The following is a 19,155-nucleotide window of genomic DNA, read 5'->3' on the forward strand; positions in this document are numbered from 1 at the left end:
TTGATCCCGCTTCTGCTGTACCTGTCACTGGATCAGTGGCATTGATCGGATCAAGGACCGGTGCATTTGGTGCTACCGTATCAATGGTCACCACACCAGTGTCGCTACCCACATTACCTGCTGCATCTGTTGCAGTCACAGTAATGGTGTGTGGACCGTCTGCGAGTGTTGGAAGTGTATTGTCTGCAAGACTCCAGGTACCGTCACCATTGTTGACTGCCGGATAGTCTGTGCCATCTACATTCACCACCACAGTTGCAGTCGGATCGTTCACTGTACCAGTGAGTGCTGGTGTGCTGTCGTTGGTTAACACATCATCAAGTGCCACCACAGGTGCTGTGATGTCTGCTGAAACTGTACCTGTACCTGGCAATGAAGTGTTGCCTGCCGGGTCAGTTGCGGTTGCTGTAACCGTTTGACCATCGGTCAAGTCACCTGGGTTTGGTACTGACCATGTGCCGTCTGTGCCTGCCACAACTGTTGCAGTCGTACCATCCGGGAAGCTCACAGTCACGGTTGATCCCGCTTCTGCTGTACCTGTCACTGGATCAGTGGCATTGATTGGATCAAGCACCGGTGCATTTGGTGCAACCGTATCCACTGTATAAGTGTGTGTATCGTTAACAGTACTGCTATTACCTGCTGCGTCTGTAAACGTTACTTTCGCATCAATAGTTTGATCTGCATCTGCAGCTAAGCCGCTACCAGGTACACTTACTGTCCAGGTGCCTGCCACCTTATCTACTGTTGCAGTATATGTTTGCCCATTAATAAGGACAGTAACCACTGTATTTGCCGCATCTGCCGGAACGTTTTTCAACACACCAGTAATGGTAACGTTACCTGATGCTTCTGAGGCATTAATCACGTTGTCAGATGTTACTGAATCAACCGTGAAGTTCACACCGTCTGTATTCGGCCCAACCGCATCAACAATACCTGTTCCAGGTAACGATGGGTTACCTGCTGGATCTGTTGCGATTGCTGTTACCTTGTCACCATCTTTAAGATCACCCGGGTTTGGTACTGACCAGTCACCATCTGGTCCTGCTACAACACTTGCTGTACTACCGTCAGGATAGGTCACTGTTACTGTTGAACCAGGTTCTGCCGTACCTGTAATTGGGTCTACCCCGTTAACGGGGTTAATCACTGGCGCATTTGGTGCAGTGGTATCCACTGTATAAGTTTGCGTATCGTTAACAGTACTGCTATTACCTGCTGCATCTGTAAACGTTACTTTCGCATCAATAGTTTGATCTGCATCTGCAGCTAAGCCGCTACCAGGTACACTTACTGTCCAGGTGCCTGCCACCTTATCTACTGTTGCAGTATATGTTTGCCCATTAATAAGGACAGTAACCACTGTATTTGCCGCATCTGCCGGAACGTTTTTCAACACACCAGTAATGGTAACGTTACCTGATGCTTCTGAGGCATTAATCACGTTGTCAGATGTTACTGAATCAACCGTGAAGTTCACACCGTCTGTATTCGGCCCAACCGCATCAACAATACCTGTTCCAGGTAACGATGGGTTACCTGCTGGATCTGTTGCGATTGCTGTTACCTTGTCACCATCTTTAAGATCACCCGGGTTTGGTACTGACCAGTCACCATCTGGTCCTGCTACAACACTTGCTGTACTACCGTCAGGATAGGTCACTGTTACTGTTGAACCAGGTTCTGCCGTACCTGTAATTGGGTCTACCCCGTTAACGGGGTTAATCACTGGCGCATTTGGTGCAGTGGTATCCACTGTATAAGTTTGCGTATCGTTAACAGTACTGCTATTACCTGCTGCATCTGTAAACGTTACTTTAGCATCAATAGTTTTATCTATATCAGCAACTAAACCACTACCCGGCACGCTTACTGTCCAGGTGCCTGCTACCTTATCTACCGTTGCAGTATATGTTTGCCCATTAATAAGAACAGTCACCACTGTATTCGTCGCATCTGCCGGAACGTTTTTCAAAATACCAGTAATGGTAACGTTACCTGATGCTTCTGAGGCATTAATCACGTTGTCAGATGTTACTGAATCAATCGCAAAATTTACTGATCCTGTATTTGGTGCTGCAGTATCAACTATCACCACACCTGTATCGGTACCCACATTACCTGCAGCATCTGTTGCAGTCACGGTAATAGTGTGTGAGCCATCAGTTAATGCAGGCAGTGTATTGTCTGCAAGTGTCCAAGTACCGTCACCATTGTTAGTTGCCGGGTAATCCACCCCATCGACAGTTACCACAATAGTTGCTGTTGGATCATTCACTGTGCCAGTTAACGCAGGCGTACTGTCGTTAGTTGATACATCATCAAGGGCTACTGTCGGTGCTGATGTATCAAGCGTATAAGTTTGTGTATCGTTAACAGTACTGCTATTACCTGCTGCATCTGTAAACGTTACTTTCGCATCAATGGTTTTATCTGTATCAGCAACTAAGCCGCTACCAGGTACGCTTACTGTCCAGGTGCCTGCTACCTTATCTACTGTTGCAGTATATGTTTGCCCATTAATAAGAACAGTAACAACTGTATTCGTCGCATCTGCCGGAACGTTTTTCAAGACACCTGTAATAGTGACATTGCCCGATGCTTCTGAGGCATTAATTACGTTATCAGCAGTTACTGAATCAACTGCAAAGTTGACACCGTCTGTATTCGGCCCAACCGCATCAACAATAGCAGTTCCTGGTCCTGATGTATTACCTGCAGGGTCAGTTGCTACGGCTGTTACCTTATCACCATCATTAAGACCAGGATTATCTACTGACCAATTACCATCTGGTCCTGCTACAACAGTTTTCGTACTTCCGTCAGGATAAGTCACTGTCACTGTTGAACCTGGTTCTGCTGTACCTGTAATTGGGTCTGTCCCATTCACTGGGTCAATCACTGGCGCATTTGGTGCAGTAGTATCCACTGTATAAGTTTGTGTATCTTTAACAGTACTGCTATTACCTGCTGCATCTGTAAACGTTACAGTTGCATCAATTGTTTGATCCGCATCTGCTTTTAAACCACTGCCCGGTACGCTTACTGTCCAGGTACCCGCTGCTTTATCTACAGTTGCAGTGTAAGTTACCCCATTAATAAGGACAGTAACCACTGTATTTGTCGCATCTGCTGGAATATTTTTCAAAATACCAGTAATGGTGACATTACCTGCTGCTTCTGATGCATTTAGTACATTATCAGATGTAACGGAATTAACAGAGAAAGTTACGCCATCCGTATTTGGTGGAGTGGTATCGGCAGGTGTTGAAGAGTCGTTATTACTATCATGGTTTGATGCTGCTGCGATAATACCACCCGCAACTAATGGGATAGCCCATAACCATGGATTTATGCCCCCATCATGATAAAGCAATGGTTCAATTGAAGAAATAGGCTGATAAATAACATCAGACACCAACTCTTGTGGTGCCTCTGCAGGTAACGCGGCTGGTAAATCTTCAGCTACAAGTGCTTGTGGCTCAACATCACTGTCAGCATCCGCATCAGCGTCTGCATCGGCGTCTGCATCATTTTCAGCATCTTTGAATTTTGCCCAGATTAACTGTCCATTTTCGTCTTGAAAAACAAGGCTGTTATCTTTAGGCTCAGCTGTTCCACTAAAAAAGCCTTCAATAACAATAGTCTCGCCATTTTTAAGGCGAATGACTGCATTGGTTCCCTCCCTATTCACTACCAATACATCACTGGCAGCCACTTTTACCAATACAACCGATGCTTCTGTAAGCGATGCGGAAGTTCCCTCTGTTGTTACTAAGGTTTTATGATTGTCCTTAGCAATAATTTGTATTTCAGGCATATCTGTATTCCTTTTATATTATTGATTTAAATGATTTTATGTATAATTCTTTTTACTTAATGTTTTCAAGTTTTTGACCTACAACTTAAAAACATTAAGTAATGTGATCATTTTTACATTAACCACTTTAAAATAAAAAAAACAAATACTAAAGTACCTATAGAAAAAATTTTAATTAATACAAATTATATATAAGTCTTTATTAGGTTTTTCTTGTGTTAATTTAATGAAAAATCGCATTAAACGTTTTATATATAAAACAAATTTAATATTTTGTTATTTACCATTTGTTGAAATTTCATTTAATTAAAATATTCATATAACAATTATTAATATCTTAATAAAATAAAATATATTATTAATGATATATATAGATAAAAAAGGCTTTAGGTAATATTTTACTATTACACTAAAACCTAATTTTTAAATGGTTGATAAAATTTAAAAGTGTTTATATTTAGAAATTATCGGGACTCTCAAATCGTTTTACTTCTTGTAACTTATTAGGGTCATGCATCGTTGCAATTCCATCTTCAGTTTTTTGGTCTACCAGAATATCTGGGTTAAAAACAGTGATTGTCTCTCTACCCAGCGCATCTTCACCCACAATATATTGAAAGCCTCTTCGGTTCATTTTATGACACAATCTCTGATAGAAACCTTTTAAGCCCTCAGTTTCTTCATTCGGATTGTAATAAAAAGCATTCATCACAGCTGGTAGACCTAAACCACAAACAATGCCGGATAACAACACACTAATAAAAGTATAGCCAATCAGGATACTGCTATAGGGACTTAAGGCAGGAATATTGGCAACTGCCAAAATCAATGCAAGTGAAATCCCCCCTCGCACCCCACCCCAGGATAAAATAGTTAAACTACCGTTATAACTTTTCATTTTCCGCATGTTCGGGAAAAAGGCAAAAGCCATGAAGTTGGCCGCAAAACGAGAAATATGTAGAATAAAGAAAGCAACAATACCGCCTAAAATTAGGCTAAAGTTTAAATCAAGAATAAATAACTCTAGACCAATTAAAGTAAACAGGAATGAGTTGATGATTCCTTCTACAGTGTGCCAAAAATGATTAACTTCTTGAATCTCTCGCTCTTCTCGTATTTCTTTCCATTTGTTTCCAACAATCAAACCACCTATTACACAGGCAATCGGTGCTGATGCATGGGCAAACAAAGCTACTAAATATGCTCCACTCGCAAGCAAAGCTGTTGTCAAAATCAGGGACTCCATTTCGTGTTTACCGCGTAATAGACGCAACACCCCTACCCCAAATGCCCAACCAATCCCGACCGCAACAACAATTTCATAGAGTAGAGCTTCTAGTGTCGCCATCAACGAGAAATGTTCACCCTGTAAAACATTGAGCAGAGTCATAAATAATGCAATACACATTGCATCATTAAAGAGTGATTCGCCTTCTAGCTTAACGATCAAATGATGTGGTGCACGAATCGAACTAAGTACACCTTTAATACCAATAGGGTCTGTTGCACCTAAAGCTGCGCCTAAAAGTAACAGCACCAAAATTGGCACATGATATCCAACCAGCAGTTGGAACCCATAGAGCAATCCACCAAATAAAACGGCGCAAATGACTAATGCAATGGTGGCCAAAATACTAATTTGCTTCCAGTAACTTTTTAAATCAGAAATTTTAAATTTAAGTGCTGAAGAGGTTAGAATAAAACAAATAACGCCATTAATTAAAAAGTCATAAAAATCGATATGGCGCACGGCTTCTTCAATATTATGAATATTAATGGTAATAAACTGGTTACCGTTTAAGAGGCTTGCGCCCCATTGCAATATAAAGACAAAAATTGCTGAGACCAGCGGCACACCAATAGCCTGTGGAAAGCCTAAAATTCGCTTATTAAAGATCGTGGTTGCTATTGATAGCGCAAAAACCACTGTGAATGCTTGTAGTAGAAAAAAATTACCCATGAATACCCTTCTTCTGGGTCAACGACCAAATAAGAGAAACTTTGTTAGATCGACCAAAGTTAATAAAAAACTGGCATGAAGAATGCCATAATCATAAAAACAGAAATTAGGACACAAGTTTAACGAATTGAATGAACAATCTATCACTCTGTTAAATTTCTTAACATTATTTATAGTTATGAGTTAAAGAAAAAAGGATGAGCTTATTAATTTATATTTAACAAGACTCATCCTATAAAATCCTAAACTGGATTGTTAAAAGTATCACATTGGTTAATATCGCCAGTTTTTAAACCAACCTGAAACCAGTGCATACGCTGTTCACTACTCCCATGCGTAAAGCTATCTGGAACAATCTGACCAGTAGAGCGCTTCTGTAAATAATCATCTCCAATTTTTTGAGCAGCATCCATTGCTTCTTCAATATCACCTTGCTCTAAAAATTGAGTACGTTGCTGATTATGACTCGCCCAAATACCAGCTAAACAATCGGCTTGTAATTCTTGGCGAACAGATAATTGATTGCCTTCTCTTTGGCTCGCTTGCGCACGAGCTTGTTGCACTTGTGAAGAAATACCAAGTAAGGTCTGAACATGGTGCCCTACTTCGTGTGCGACAACATAAGCTTGAGCAAAATCACCTGCCTGGTCTTGTCTTGAAAGTTCAGTTTGGTTTTGTTCACCAGAAATTCCCATTTGCTGACGCATATCTTTAAAGAATTCTGTATCGATATAAACCTTCTGATCTGCTGGACAATAAAATGGTCCCATTGCAGATTGGGCAGTACCACATCCTGACTGAATCATTCCACTAAACAACACCAATCTTGGTGGTGTATATGTTTTACCTAACTGTTTAAATATAGGTGTCCACGTATCTTCTGTATCAGCCAAAACAGTTCCAACAAAATCAGAGGCTTCTTTTTGCTCGGCTGTTAAACTTTCTGGTGCAGTTGCATTTGACTGCTGTGATGCAGTGACCTGCTGAGTTGCCTGATAAGCTTGTTGTGGATCAACCCCAAAAAACTTCCACGCAACAAATGCAACAACCAAACCAATAATACTGATACCACCTGCTCTAACACCGCCACCACCTCGACGGTCTTCCACATTGGTACTAATTCGACGACCTTTCCAGCGCATAATTTCCCTCTTATTTTAGAATGGCATCATGAACCCGATGCTTTTTTTGGCCACATTTTTTGTATTAAACTTACAATTAATAGAACAATTGCACCCGCAACTAGTCCTATTCCAAAGTTAATCAGTGTTGGTGTTAAAGCACCAATGATATTTCCTACCGCTGGTATCGTCTCAACATGGTCCACTGTGTTTTCAGTTAAGTGATGAAGTAACGGAATCGTATGATTAATAATCCCGCCCCCAACTAAAAACATTGCAATAGTGCCCACGATCGAAAGTAATTTCATCAAAATAGGTGCAAAAGCTAATAAGCCTCGACCTATAGTTTGCTTAAATGAGGCAGTTTGCTTAGTTAAATATAATCCCAAATCATCAATTTTAACAATCATGCCAACGATGCCATAAACGCCAATTGTCATGATGACTGCAATAATACTAAGTACACTAACCTTGGTCATTAAAGTCGCTGTTGCTACTGTACCTAAAGAAATAACAACAATTTCAGCAGATAAAATAAAATCTGTTCGAACAGCTCCTTTTACTTTTTCTTTTTCAAAATTTGCTAAATCTAATTCTTCACTATCAAATTCTGCTTTCGCTTCTTCTGATGTAGAGGGCTTTTTATGCATAATGGTATGAAGAACTTTTTCTACTCCCTCATAACATAAAAATAAGCCTCCCAACATTAATAGTGGATTAATCAGCCAAGGGGCAATCACACTAATTAACAATGCTAAAGGCACTAAAATAAGTTTATTAACAAATGAGCCTTTAGCCACTTTCCAAACAATTGGTAGTTCGCGATCAGCACGAACCCCTGTGACTTGCTGCGCATTTAAAGCTAAATCATCACCTAACACACCAGCAGTTTTCTTTGCTGCCATTTTGCTCATTAAAGCAACATCATCTAAAATTGATGCAATATCATCTAGTAGTAAAAGTAAGCCACTTGCCATTTCTTATCCAAGTTTGTATTTATTAGGCTATTGTAAGATGAATTTTTTTAATTTCTGTAATTTTACTGAATAAATTCACAATATTATTTTAAGAAAAGTTTACCCAATCGCTGACGAATTTTTTTTATTTCCCGTACAATAATGCCAATCTTTTATATTGCAGGGCTTACTACCCCTGATTAAGCCAATAAGACAGTGGAATAAATAATGAGTAATGTTGATCAGCGTCCAATTATTTTGACAGGCGACCGCCCAACCGGACAACTTCACCTTGGGCATTTTGTCGGTTCTTTGCGTTCTCGTGTAGGTTTACAGGATAGCCATCATCAACATCTCTTGTTAGCAGATGCTCAAGCCTTAACAGACAACGCTGATAATCCAGATAAAGTCCGTCGCAATATTTTGGAAGTTGCTCTAGATTATTTAGCTGTAGGCATTGATCCAACAAAAACCACGATTTGCGTACAATCATGCTTGCCAGCACTGAATGAGCTCACCATGCTCTATCTTAACTTCGTGACGGTTGCACGTTTAGAACGTAACCCGACCATTAAGTCTGAGATTCAAATGCGCGGTTTCGAGCGTGACATTCCGGCTGGCTTCCTCTGCTACCCTGTTGCGCAAGCTGCCGACATTACGGCTTTCAAAGCGACAGTGGTTCCAGTGGGTGAAGATCAGATTCCAATGATTGAACAAACCAATGAAATTGTACGTCGAATAAACCGTCAGATTAGCCAAGACCTTTTACCTGAATGTAAAGCTTTGCTTTCAAATATGGCACGTTTACCTGGTTTTGATGGTAAAGCAAAAATGTCTAAATCATTAGGTAATACTATTGTTTTAAATGCGTCTGATAAAGACATCAAAAAAGCTGTAAACGCAATGTATACCGACCCAAATCATCTTCGTATTGAAGATCCAGGTCAGGTGGAAGGAAATATTGTATTTACTTACTTAGATGCATTTGATCCAAATAAAGAAGAAGTTGAAGAATTAAAAGCGCATTATCGTCGCGGTGGTTTAGGTGATGGAACTGTTAAAAAACGCCTTGAAGGTGTTTTGAAAGAATTGATCAGCCCTATCCGTGAACGTCGTGAAGAACTTGCTAAAGATCCTGATTACATTATGGATGTTTTACGCCAAGGTACAGATAAGTGTCGTCTTATAACTCAGCAAACTTTAGATGAAGTTAAAGATGGTTTAGGATTATTCAAATTCTAATTCTCTTATAAATTAAAAGCCCTACGGGGCTTTTTTTTATGCTTATTTAATTCATCACATTAATTTTTTTAGAATAACTAATATATCTACTATCATTCACATGCTTTTACCCTATTAACGTGAAGTAACACTTATTAACGCTAATAGCGATGAAGAATTTCTTAACTATCTCTATTATTCATCGTGTAGGTTACATTATATGAACCTCACGACATTTCTCCTTAAACCGAAACTGTTTTTACAGATTCGTTGTTCTACGCAATGATCACCCCAATCATTGCGTATTTTTTTGCCTATAATAATGTTGGCAATTTAGGTTGAAATTCAACTGAGTTACAGTAATGCTTCTGTTGAAAATGCTCAAACTTCTTTGTCTGATCAAGTGGTGAATAGCGCGCTACGCTATCGCTCACAAGCGCCTTTGATTGATAACTTAATGAATGAGTTGGGCTTACAAGGTGGTGATGTCAATAGTTTGTCTCAAGGGTTGAAACCAAAAGCTGAGTAAGGGGATACACTCTGTTTAGTACTCCTATTTCAATGTAGACCGAAATGCTAAATGTTCGATCTACAATTTTCATCTTTCGTTTCACCCATTCCTATGGTGAAAATGAGTAATTAGATACCAAGTTCAGTATAAGGTTAGCAAAATATCAAACAGGGCATCTCTCCCCTTGAATTAAATCACGCGTTGAAAAAGTATAGCGAAACAGATTCCCAACGTTTAATAAGAGGGGCGCTGACTACTAGCGACCTCTCGATGGATGAATAAACGTGTGGGACTAAGCTTTATGGACTAGAAGCTGGTAGTAAAGAAATTTGTTTAAGAGGCTCGCGTTTTGCCCCAAGTTCGCGAAGCTTTTCCATAAAACTAGATTCCTTTATTGGTAGACCACCCATGATTTTCCCTACTTCAGCGTTGATGATAGCAGCAACAATCAATCCACCGATTGCTCCCCCTGCAGCGCCAGCTCCTGTGGCTTGACCGTAGCTCATATTTCCTGAGGAAATGTTCTTACCAATTATGGCACCAGTAGCACCTCCTACTGCGCCAGCTGTGGCAAAGGATACTACACTAACCTTATGGGATGCAGGTTCTTTAGTATAAGCTAGAGTATTACACGTCACATTGTCAGATGGAACTTCAACAGGTACTGCCTTTGTTGTAAAGTAGCGATAAATTTTGACTGGTTCCTTAGGGTCTTTTGGTAAGTAAAAGCCACCATCAGTTGCTGCAGGTTGTCCTGGAATTGATGGATAGTCTGGGCTTCGAATTGAAATACTACCAGGTGCCCCTCGAAAGAACGTGCCCTTTTCATCTATCTTTTCTGACCAATATGGTCCCCGTTCTAGACGAGTGGTCCACTCCACATTTAGTGGACCATAGAGCCCTGTAGTTGAAAGTGGCTCTTTGAGGAAGATACAAGTAAGTTCAACTGGTGTCTGTAACTTTTCCGGATTTGTGGCACACCCCGAAATTAAAGTGCAGAAGAGAATCACACTAGATATTTTCACATACATGACGATTGCCTTTGTCATTGATATTTTTATAAAGATACAACTAGTCTACTAGATTTAATTTAGTAGACTAAGTCCATGAATACTCCAATTATATTTCCCAGTAAAAAAACCAATATCTCCATTGGAATTTTAAGATTAAAATCTAATGAATGAGGCTAAACATTTCTCTTTAAAAGGGGAATATTTATAAGCGATTGAATATTAAGTTATTTATGAAAATTGGTATTAGTCATAAAGCTCTTCTCTTTCATCTTAAAGAATGAGAATAGACAATATGTGGAATTTAAATATCATTCAAAAAAATTAATATTTTTTTCTATTCTAAAAGCACTTCATCTTCACCATACAAGTACTCATCACCTTCAGGACATATAACACTAGAATTAGAATCATACTCTCTATTATCTCTTCCTCTGAATTTAAGTCATCAAGAAGAACTTCTATTCTTTGTGTATTCTTGATAGAGATATCATTTTTATCTATAAATTTTTCGATACAATAAATTAATTCTTCTCTACTCATTTATTTTTCCCTTGAATTAATTATGTTAATTATTCAATGTCCTACTAGAATTAATATCATTTCATTTTAATAAAAAACCCCAATGTCTCCATTGGGGTTTTTTTAAAGATCAAAATCTAACGAATTACGCTAAACCTTTCTCTTTTAAAACTTGCAACATTGTTGAACCAAGCTCAGCTGGGCTACGAGTGTAAGCCATTCCCGCGCGTTCAAACGCAGCGAATTTCTCTTCAGCAGTACCTTGACCACCAGAAATGATCGCACCAGCGTGACCCATACGCTTACCTTTAGGTGCAGTTACACCAGCAATGTAACCTACTACAGGCTTAGTCACGTTAGATTTGATGAATTCAGCAGCTTCTTCTTCCGCTGTACCACCGATCTCACCGATCATGATGATTGCATCAGTATCTGGATCGTCTTGGAACAATTGAAGAGCTTCGATTTGGTTCATACCTGGGATTGGGTCACCACCAATACCGATACAAGTAGACTGACCTAAACCAAGCTTAGTTGTTTGAGCAACAGCTTCATAAGTCAATGTACCTGAACGTGAAATGATACCAATACGACCTGGTTGGTGAATGTGACCAGGCATAATACCAATCTTACATTCACCCGGAGTGATCACGCCTGGGCAGTTAGGACCAACTAAACGAGTACCGTTACCGTTAGTTTCTAAGTAGCGTTTTGCTTTAAGCATGTCAATTGTTGGAACACCTTCAGTGATCACAACGATTAGGCCAACACCTGAATCAACCGCTTCAACGATAGAATCTAAAACGAATGGAGCTGGTACATAAATTACAGATGCATCTGCATTTGTTTCACGTACAGCTTCTTTCATTGTGTTGAATACTGGCAAATCAAGGTGAGTAGTACCACCTTTACCTGGAGTAACACCACCAACAACTTTTGTACCGTAGTCTAAAGCTTGTGCAGAGTGGAAAGTACCGTTTTTACCAGTAAAACCTTGTACCAATACTTTAGTGTCTTTATTAATTAATACGCTCATGATTGATACTCCCCTTACGCTTTAACTGCAGCTACAACTTTTTCTGCGGCATCAGACAAGCCGTTCGCAGAAATTAATTTCAAACCAGATTCATCAAGTAATTTAGCACCTAACTCAGCGTTGTTACCTTCTAAACGAACAACAACTGGAACAGTTACGTTTACTTCTTGAACCGCTGCAATAATCGCTTCAGCAATCATGTCACAACGTACGATACCACCGAAGATGTTAATTAAAACACCTTGTACTGATGTATCAGCAAGGATGATTTTGAACGCTTCGATTACACGTTCTTTAGTTGCACCGCCACCAACGTCAAGGAAGTTTGCAGGCTGACCACCATAAAGTTTAATGATGTCCATTGTTGCCATTGCAAGACCAGCACCGTTAACCATACAACCGATGTTACCTTCTAAAGCAACATAGTTAAGATCAAATTCAGATGCTTTTAATTCACGCTCATTCTCTTGAGATTTATCACGTAAAGCAGCAACTTTAGGTAAACGGTAAAGCGCATTAGAGTCGATACCAACTTTTGCATCTACACATAAAATATCGCCATTTTCACGAACTGAAAGTGGGTTAATTTCAAATAATGCAAAGTCATTTTCTACAAATGCTTGGTAAGCAGCAGCCATAATTTTAACAAATTGGCTGATTTGCTTGTCTTTCAAACCTAAAGCAAACGCAACTTCACGCGCTTGGAATGGTTGTAAGCCAACTAATGGATCAACTTCAACTTTGATAATTTTTTCTGGAGTTTCTTCTGCAACTTTCTCGATTTCTACACCACCTTCTGTAGAAGCCATGAAAGTAATACGACGGCTAGAACGGTCTACAACCGCGCCTAAGTAAAGCTCACGCTCAACTGGGTATACGTCTTCAGCAACAATAATGCTGTTTACTGGTTGACCATTTGCATCTGTTTGATACGTTACAAGACGAGTACCAATAATGTTATTTGCAAACTCGATAACATCTTCTTTAGATTTTGCAACTTTAACGCCACCAGCCTTACCACGACCACCAGCATGAACTTGCGCTTTCATTACAGCGAATTTACCACCAAGCTGTTCGAATGCAGCAACTGCTTCGTCTGCATTGGTTGCCAAGATACCTTCTTGTACCGGCATACCATATTCTTTCAATAACGCTTTAGCTTGATACTCATGTAAGTTCATTTAGTTACCTACTTAACTTTGTTTGTTGTCTTCAATTTGCGCAACATTCTCATGTTGTATATGCAAATTGCTGTCTACCTCTATCATCTTGATGTTTTTTTAATCACACCATCAAATGTGAAAAAGAGCGGAGAACCGCTCTTTATTTTATTTACGCTTACGTTGAATCGCGTGAATTGCACGACCATCTACAGCAAGTGCAGCTTCATGAACAACTTCAGAGAATGTTGGATGACCAAATGTCATTAACTGAAGATCTTCAACAGAAGATACAAATTCAAGTGCGATCATACCTTGGTGTACGATATCAGATGCAGCAGGTCCAATGACATGCATACCTAATAAACGGTCAGTTTTTGCATCAGCAACAAACTTAACAAAACCAGCACCTTCACCCGCAGCTAAAGCACGACCATTTACAGCAAAACCGAATTGACCAGTTTTAACTTCATGACCTTTTTCTTTAGCTTGTTCTTCAGTTAAACCAACCCATGCCGCTTCCGGATGTGTATAGATAACAGAAATGATTGTGTCATAGTTCACTTGAGCTGCATGACCGTGGATACGCTCAACAGCCATTACACCTTCTTCCATTGCTTTATGAGCAAGCATTGGACCACGAACCAAGTCACCAATTGCATATACACCTTCTACAGAAGTTGCACAGTAATCGTTTACTTCAACTAGACCGCGTTCAGTCAATTTAATGCCTGAATCATCAGCCAATAATCCTTCTGCATAAGCTTTACGGCCTACACAAACGATTAATTTGTCAAAAGTCTGAGTTTTTTCTTCGCCACCTTGAGTGTATTTAACAGTCACTTCGCGACCATTAACTTCAGTACCAGCAACTTTAGCGCCAATACGAATATCAAGACCTTGCTTAGTTAAAAGTTTTTGGTATTCTTTTGCCAAAGCTTTATCAGCCATTGGTAAAAATGCATCCATTGCTTCAAATACAACAACTTCAGCACCAAGACGACGCCAAACTGAACCAAGCTCTAAACCGATTACACCCGCACCAATAACACCTAAACGTTTAGGTACTTCTGGGAAGTTTAATGCGCCAGTTGAATCAACAATAATATCTTGATCTACAGGAGCTACTGGAATATTTACAGGTACAGAACCAGACGCAAGAATTACGTATTTAGGTTCTAAAACTTGAGTCTCACCTTCGTGTGAAACAAACTCAACTTTTTTACCAGCAAGTAATTTACCAGTACCTTTTAACCACTCAATACCATTGCCTTTAAGCAATTGATCGATACCACCAGTTAATTGGTCAACAATTTTGTCTTTACGAGCAAGAAGCTTAGCAAGATCAAAATTCACTTCACCTGTAGTAATACCGTGATCAGCTAAATGATGCACTGTATCTTCATAACGATGTGAAGAGTCAAGTAATGCTTTAGAAGGGATACAACCTACGTTTAAGCATGTACCACCTAAAGATGGCTTACCGTTGTGAATACGTTTTTCGATACAAGCGACTTTAAAACCTAGTTGAGCAGCACGAATTGCAGCTTCATAACCACCAGGACCACCGCCAATAACAACAAGATCAAATTGTTGAGACATTGTTTATCTCCATGGTCCGAGATAGAGGATCACTCTATCTCGGTAATATTATTCGAAGAAATTAAAGATCAAGGATGAGTTTAGCTGGTTCTTCTAACAATTCTTTGATTGCTACCAAGAAACCTACTGCTTCTTTACCATCGATCATACGGTGGTCATAAGAAAGCGCTAAATACATCATTGGCAAAATTTCAACTTGACCATTTACTGCCATAGGACGCTCTTGGATTTTATGCATACCCAAGATACCAGTTTGTGGCTGATTCAAAATTGGAGTTGAAAGTAATGAACCGAAAGTACCACCATTAGTAATAGTGAAAGTACCACCAGTCATTTCTTCGATAGATAATTTACCATCACGCGCTTTAGCAGCATAAGCACCAATACCTGCTTCAACTTCTGCATAGCTCATACGATCAGTATCACGTAATACTGGAACAACAAGACCACGATCAGAAGATACTGCAACACCGATGTCATAGTAACCATGATAAACAATATCATCGCCATCAATTGAAGCATTTACCGCAGGATAGCGCTTAAGTGCTTCAGTTACAGCTTTAACAAAGAATGACATGAAGCCCAAACGAGCCCCATGGCGTTTTTCGAACGCATCTTTATATTGCTTACGCAATTCCATGATTGGCTTCATGTTAACTTCGTTAAATGTAGTTAACATTGCAGTTTCTTGAGTTGCAGCAAGAAGACGCTCAGCTACACGCTTACGTAAACGAGTCATTGGAACGCGTTTTTCGATACGCTCACCAACAGCTACACTTAACGGAGTAACGTTAGCAGCTGGTTTAGCTTGATGGTTTGCTACATCTTCTTTAGTGATGCGACCACCGCGACCAGTACCTTGTACGTCAGCAGCAGCAATACCAGTTTCAGACAAAGCTTTACGAACCGCAGGAGCTTGATCAGATACAGTTTCTGTGCGCTCAACAACAGGAGCTGCACCAGCTTGAGTTTGAGCTGCTGCTTGCTCTACTGCAGGAGCAGCCGCTGCACCAGCACCAGCTTCAAATTGAGCAATCACTTCGTCAGAAAGAACTGTATCGCCTTCACCTTTAATGATTGCAACTAAGCTACCATCTGCAGGAGCAACCACTTCTAAAACAACTTTGTCGGTTTCAATATCACAGATCACTTCATCACGTGATACAGGTTCACCCACCTTTTTGTGCCAAGTTGCGATGGTTCCATCTGCAACAGACTCTGGGAATACCGGTGCTTTAATTTCGGTTGCCATTATTGAGAATCTCCTGATTGTTCAGCTTCGATTGCCAATGCATCATTAATTAGCTGAGCTTGTTGTTTTGCATGCAAGTACGGTGAGCCACAAGCTGGTGCAGCAGAAGCTTCACGACCTGCAAAACTGATACGGATTTGTTTGCCAGATTTTAAGATATCGTCGTATAAACGCGGTGCGATAAATAACCAAGCGCCTTGGTTCTTCGGCTCTTCTTGTGCCCAAACAAGTTCTTTCACGTTTGGATATGCAGCCAAGATTTCCGCAAGACGTTGTTCTGGATATGGATATAACTGTTCAATACGTACGATTGCTACGTTAGTTAAGTTTTGTTCACGACGTTTTTCGAGTAAGTCGTAATAAACTTTACCACCACAAAGTACAAGACGAGTTACATCTGACTTATTAATTTGATCGATTTCGTCAATTACAGTTTGGAATGAACCATTTGCAAGCTCTTCTAAAGTAGAAGTTGCAAGTTTATGACGAAGTAAAGATTTCGGTGACATTACGATCAATGGCTTACGAATTGGGCGTACAGCTTGACGACGTAAAGCATGGAAAATCTGTGCAGGTGTCGTTGGAGTGATCACTTGCATGTTATCTTCAGCACATAACTGTAAGAAACGTTCTAAACGAGCTGATGAGTGTTCTGGACCTTGACCTTCGAAACCGTGTGGTAACAACATTGTTAAACCACAAACACGTTCCCACTTAGTCTCACCAGAAGCAATGAACTGGTCAATTACAACCTGCGCACAGTTTACGAAGTCACCAAATTGTGCTTCCCAAATAATTAAGCTCTTAGGAATTGTAGTCGCATAACCATATTCAAATGCAAGAACAGCTTCTTCAGATAGCAAAGAATCGTAAATTGCGAAACGTGGTTGATTTTCTTTGACATGACAAAGTGGAATATACGTTGAACCATCTACTTGGTTATGCAATTTTGCATGACGGTGTGAGAAAGTACCACGCCCAACGTCTTCACCAGTAATACGAACAAGGTAATCTTCATCAATTAAGGTTGCGTAAGCTAAAGTTTCAGCAGCACCCCAGTTCAATGCAATTTCACCAGTTTGCATTTTCACACGATCTTCAATTACTTTTTGCACTTGACGCTGCATAACAAATCCTTCCGGAAGTTTGCTCATGCCCTCGCCTAATTCTTTTAAGCGATTTAAGTCAAATGAAGTATCCCAATCGTCTGTATAGTCATGACCCAAATAAGGCGTCCAATCAACAAACATTTTTGTATTTGGTTCAAGTACTAAAGCGTTTGCCACATGGTTCCCGGCTTCTAAATCTGCACGGTAATCTTCAACCATTTGGTCTGCTTCAGCACGATCAATTACTTTTTGTTGAACAAGTTGATCTGCATAAAGAGTACGAGTTGTTGCTTTTTTAGCAATCACTTGATACATCAATGGTTGAGTACCAGATGGCTCATCTGCTTCGTTATGACCACGACGACGGTAACAGAACAAGTCAAGCACAACATCTTTACGGAATTCGTGACGGAAATCATGTGCTAATTGAGTAGCAAAGATTACTGCTTCAGGATCATCGCCATTCACATGGAAGATTGGCGTCTGAATCATTTTTGCAACGTCAGTACAATATTCAGTAGAACGTGCATCACGTGGATCAGAAGTTGTAAAACCAACTTGGTTGTTTACGATAATATGTACAGTACCACCAACCGTATAGCCACGAGTTTGTGACATTTGGAAGGTTTCCATGTTCACACCTTGACCTGCAAATGCAGCGTCACCATGAACAATCACTGGCAATACATCATCACCGCCGATGTCTCTACGACGCACTTGGCGTGCACGCACAGAACCTTCAACTACAGGACCAACGATTTCCAAGTGAGATGGGTTAAATGCTAATGCCAAGTGAACTTCGCCACCTGGGGTCATTACATTACTTGAGAAACCTTGATGGTATTTAACGTCACCAGAACCTTTCTTATGAATGGCCTTACCTTCAAACTCGCCAAACAAGTCTGCAGGGTTTTTACCCATAATATTAACAAGAAGGTTTAAACGGCCACGGTGTGGCATACCAATAACAACTTCTTTACAACCAACAGCACCAGCACGTTGAATGATTTCATTCACCATAGGAATAAAAGATTCACCACCTTCTACACCAAAGCGCTTAGCACCAACGTATTTATTACCTAGGTATTTTTCAAGCCCTTCTGCAGCGGTTAAACGCTCCAAGAACCCTTTCTTTTGATCATTTGTAAAATTAAGCTGACCACGAACACTTTCAAGACGCTGTTGAATCCAACGCTTTTCTTTAGTGTCCACGATATGCATATATTCAACACCGATTGAACCACAATAGATTGCTTCCATTGCTTCAATCATTTCAGCAAGCGTTGCTTCGCTTTTGCCAATCTCAAGATTGCCAGTGTTGAATACTGTGTCTAAATCTGATTTGGTTAAACCATGTGCTGAAAGATCTAAATCGGGAATATCTTCACGCTTAGCAAGACCCAATGGATCTAATTTAGCTTTTTGATGTCCACGATTACGATAAGCAGCAATAAGTTGTAAAACGCCAATTTGACGACGTTCATGCTCAGTACTTACAGTGCTTTGTACAACAGGTTGAACACGATTAGCATTACGTCCTAGTAATAGGAATTGCTCACGCACAGCGCTGTGTGGTTGGTCACCCTTTGGATATTTATCGAAATATTGGCGCCAGTCCTCAGCTACAGAGGTTGGGGAAGTCAGGTACTGCTCGTAAAGTTCTTCAATATACGCTGCACTATCAGCGGAAAGTTCAGTGTCAAGACGCAATGCGTCAGCAACTTCTTGCATTTGTGGACCCATTTCCTATTGCAAAAAATATTACAGGCTGCCTTTTAAGCACACCCATGATGCATAATGCCGAATTGGTAAAAAAGGCATTACTTACCCAACAGGTCTTTACGACCATGGGGCGTCATACTACCTAGAGAG

12 protein-coding genes and 1 pseudogene are annotated in these 19,155 nt (G+C 40.1%); 3 read left to right on the top strand and 10 right to left on the bottom strand.

Annotation, left to right across the window (positions count from 1 at the left end; all coding sequences use genetic code 11):
- The 4 genes from OD757_RS14475 to OD757_RS14490 form a co-directional block, all read right to left on the bottom strand.
- Window positions 1–3,823, bottom strand: a 3,823-nt coding sequence (locus tag OD757_RS14475) for an Ig-like domain-containing protein (RefSeq protein ID WP_263032300.1), incomplete at its 3' end; no start/stop codon positions are given.
- A gap of 457 nt (window positions 3,824–4,280) precedes the next feature.
- Window positions 4,281–5,783, bottom strand: a complete 1,503-nt coding sequence (locus tag OD757_RS14480) for a cation:proton antiporter (protein ID WP_009389368.1) — start codon at window positions 5,781–5,783, stop codon at window positions 4,281–4,283.
- Between the two features lie 242 nt (window positions 5,784–6,025).
- Window positions 6,026–6,925, bottom strand: a complete 900-nt coding sequence (locus tag OD757_RS14485) for a neutral zinc metallopeptidase (protein WP_263032301.1) — start codon at window positions 6,923–6,925, stop codon at window positions 6,026–6,028.
- A 26-nt stretch (window positions 6,926–6,951) separates the two neighbouring features.
- The gene (locus tag OD757_RS14490) at window positions 6,952–7,881 is read right to left on the bottom strand and encodes a DUF808 domain-containing protein (RefSeq protein WP_263032302.1); all 930 of its coding nucleotides are present in this window, start codon (window positions 7,879–7,881) and stop codon (window positions 6,952–6,954) included.
- A 207-nt stretch (window positions 7,882–8,088) separates the two neighbouring features.
- On the opposite strand from OD757_RS14490, the gene trpS reads away from it, so the two are divergent.
- Window positions 8,089–9,102, top strand: a complete 1,014-nt coding sequence (gene trpS, locus OD757_RS14495; protein WP_263032303.1) for a tryptophan--tRNA ligase — start codon at window positions 8,089–8,091, stop codon at window positions 9,100–9,102.
- A gap of 346 nt (window positions 9,103–9,448) precedes the next feature.
- Window positions 9,449–9,610, top strand: a pseudogene (locus tag OD757_RS14500) (flotillin domain-containing protein); the annotation flags it as partial.
- A 281-nt stretch (window positions 9,611–9,891) separates the two neighbouring features.
- On the opposite strand, the gene OD757_RS14505 reads toward OD757_RS14500, so the two are convergent.
- The 6 genes from OD757_RS14505 to OD757_RS14530 all read right to left on the bottom strand — a co-directional run bounded on the left by OD757_RS14505 (window position 9,892) and on the right by OD757_RS14530 (window position 19,014).
- Entirely contained in the window at window positions 9,892–10,623 is a 732-nt protein-coding gene (locus OD757_RS14505; protein WP_263032304.1) for a hypothetical protein, read from the bottom strand.
- Between the two features lie 646 nt (window positions 10,624–11,269).
- Window positions 11,270–12,160 carry a succinate--CoA ligase subunit alpha gene (sucD, locus tag OD757_RS14510; protein ID WP_003655479.1) on the bottom strand — a complete coding sequence of 297 codons (891 nt, stop codon included), beginning with the start codon at window positions 12,158–12,160 and terminating at the stop codon, window positions 11,270–11,272.
- Window positions 12,161–12,174: 14 nt separating this feature from the next.
- On the bottom strand, window positions 12,175–13,341 hold the full coding sequence (sucC, locus tag OD757_RS14515; protein ID WP_003655470.1) for an ADP-forming succinate--CoA ligase subunit beta: 1,167 nt from the start codon (window positions 13,339–13,341) through the stop codon (window positions 12,175–12,177).
- A gap of 147 nt (window positions 13,342–13,488) precedes the next feature.
- Window positions 13,489–14,922 carry a dihydrolipoyl dehydrogenase gene (gene lpdA, locus OD757_RS14520; RefSeq protein ID WP_004789427.1) on the bottom strand — a complete coding sequence of 478 codons (1,434 nt, stop codon included), beginning with the start codon at window positions 14,920–14,922 and terminating at the stop codon, window positions 13,489–13,491.
- 61 nt (window positions 14,923–14,983) lie between these two features.
- Complete coding sequence (gene odhB, locus OD757_RS14525) at window positions 14,984–16,174, bottom strand: 2-oxoglutarate dehydrogenase complex dihydrolipoyllysine-residue succinyltransferase (RefSeq protein WP_009389500.1); 1,191 nt, start codon at window positions 16,172–16,174, stop codon at window positions 14,984–14,986.
- A complete protein-coding gene (locus OD757_RS14530; protein ID WP_009389715.1) occupies window positions 16,174–19,014 on the bottom strand; it encodes a 2-oxoglutarate dehydrogenase E1 component in 2,841 nt (946 codons plus the stop codon). The genes odhB and OD757_RS14530 overlap by 1 nt, the downstream gene beginning before the upstream one ends.
- Here OD757_RS14530 and OD757_RS14535 point away from each other — a divergent pair.
- On the top strand, window positions 18,993–19,151 hold the full coding sequence (locus tag OD757_RS14535; RefSeq protein ID WP_227617080.1) for a hypothetical protein: 159 nt from the start codon (window positions 18,993–18,995) through the stop codon (window positions 19,149–19,151). The two genes, OD757_RS14530 and OD757_RS14535, sit on opposite strands and share 22 nt — an antisense overlap.
- Window positions 19,152–19,155 lie beyond the last annotated feature (4 nt).

It is taken from the genome of Acinetobacter sp. AYS6, assembly GCF_025630795.1.
Lineage (GTDB): Bacteria > Pseudomonadota > Gammaproteobacteria > Pseudomonadales > Moraxellaceae > Acinetobacter.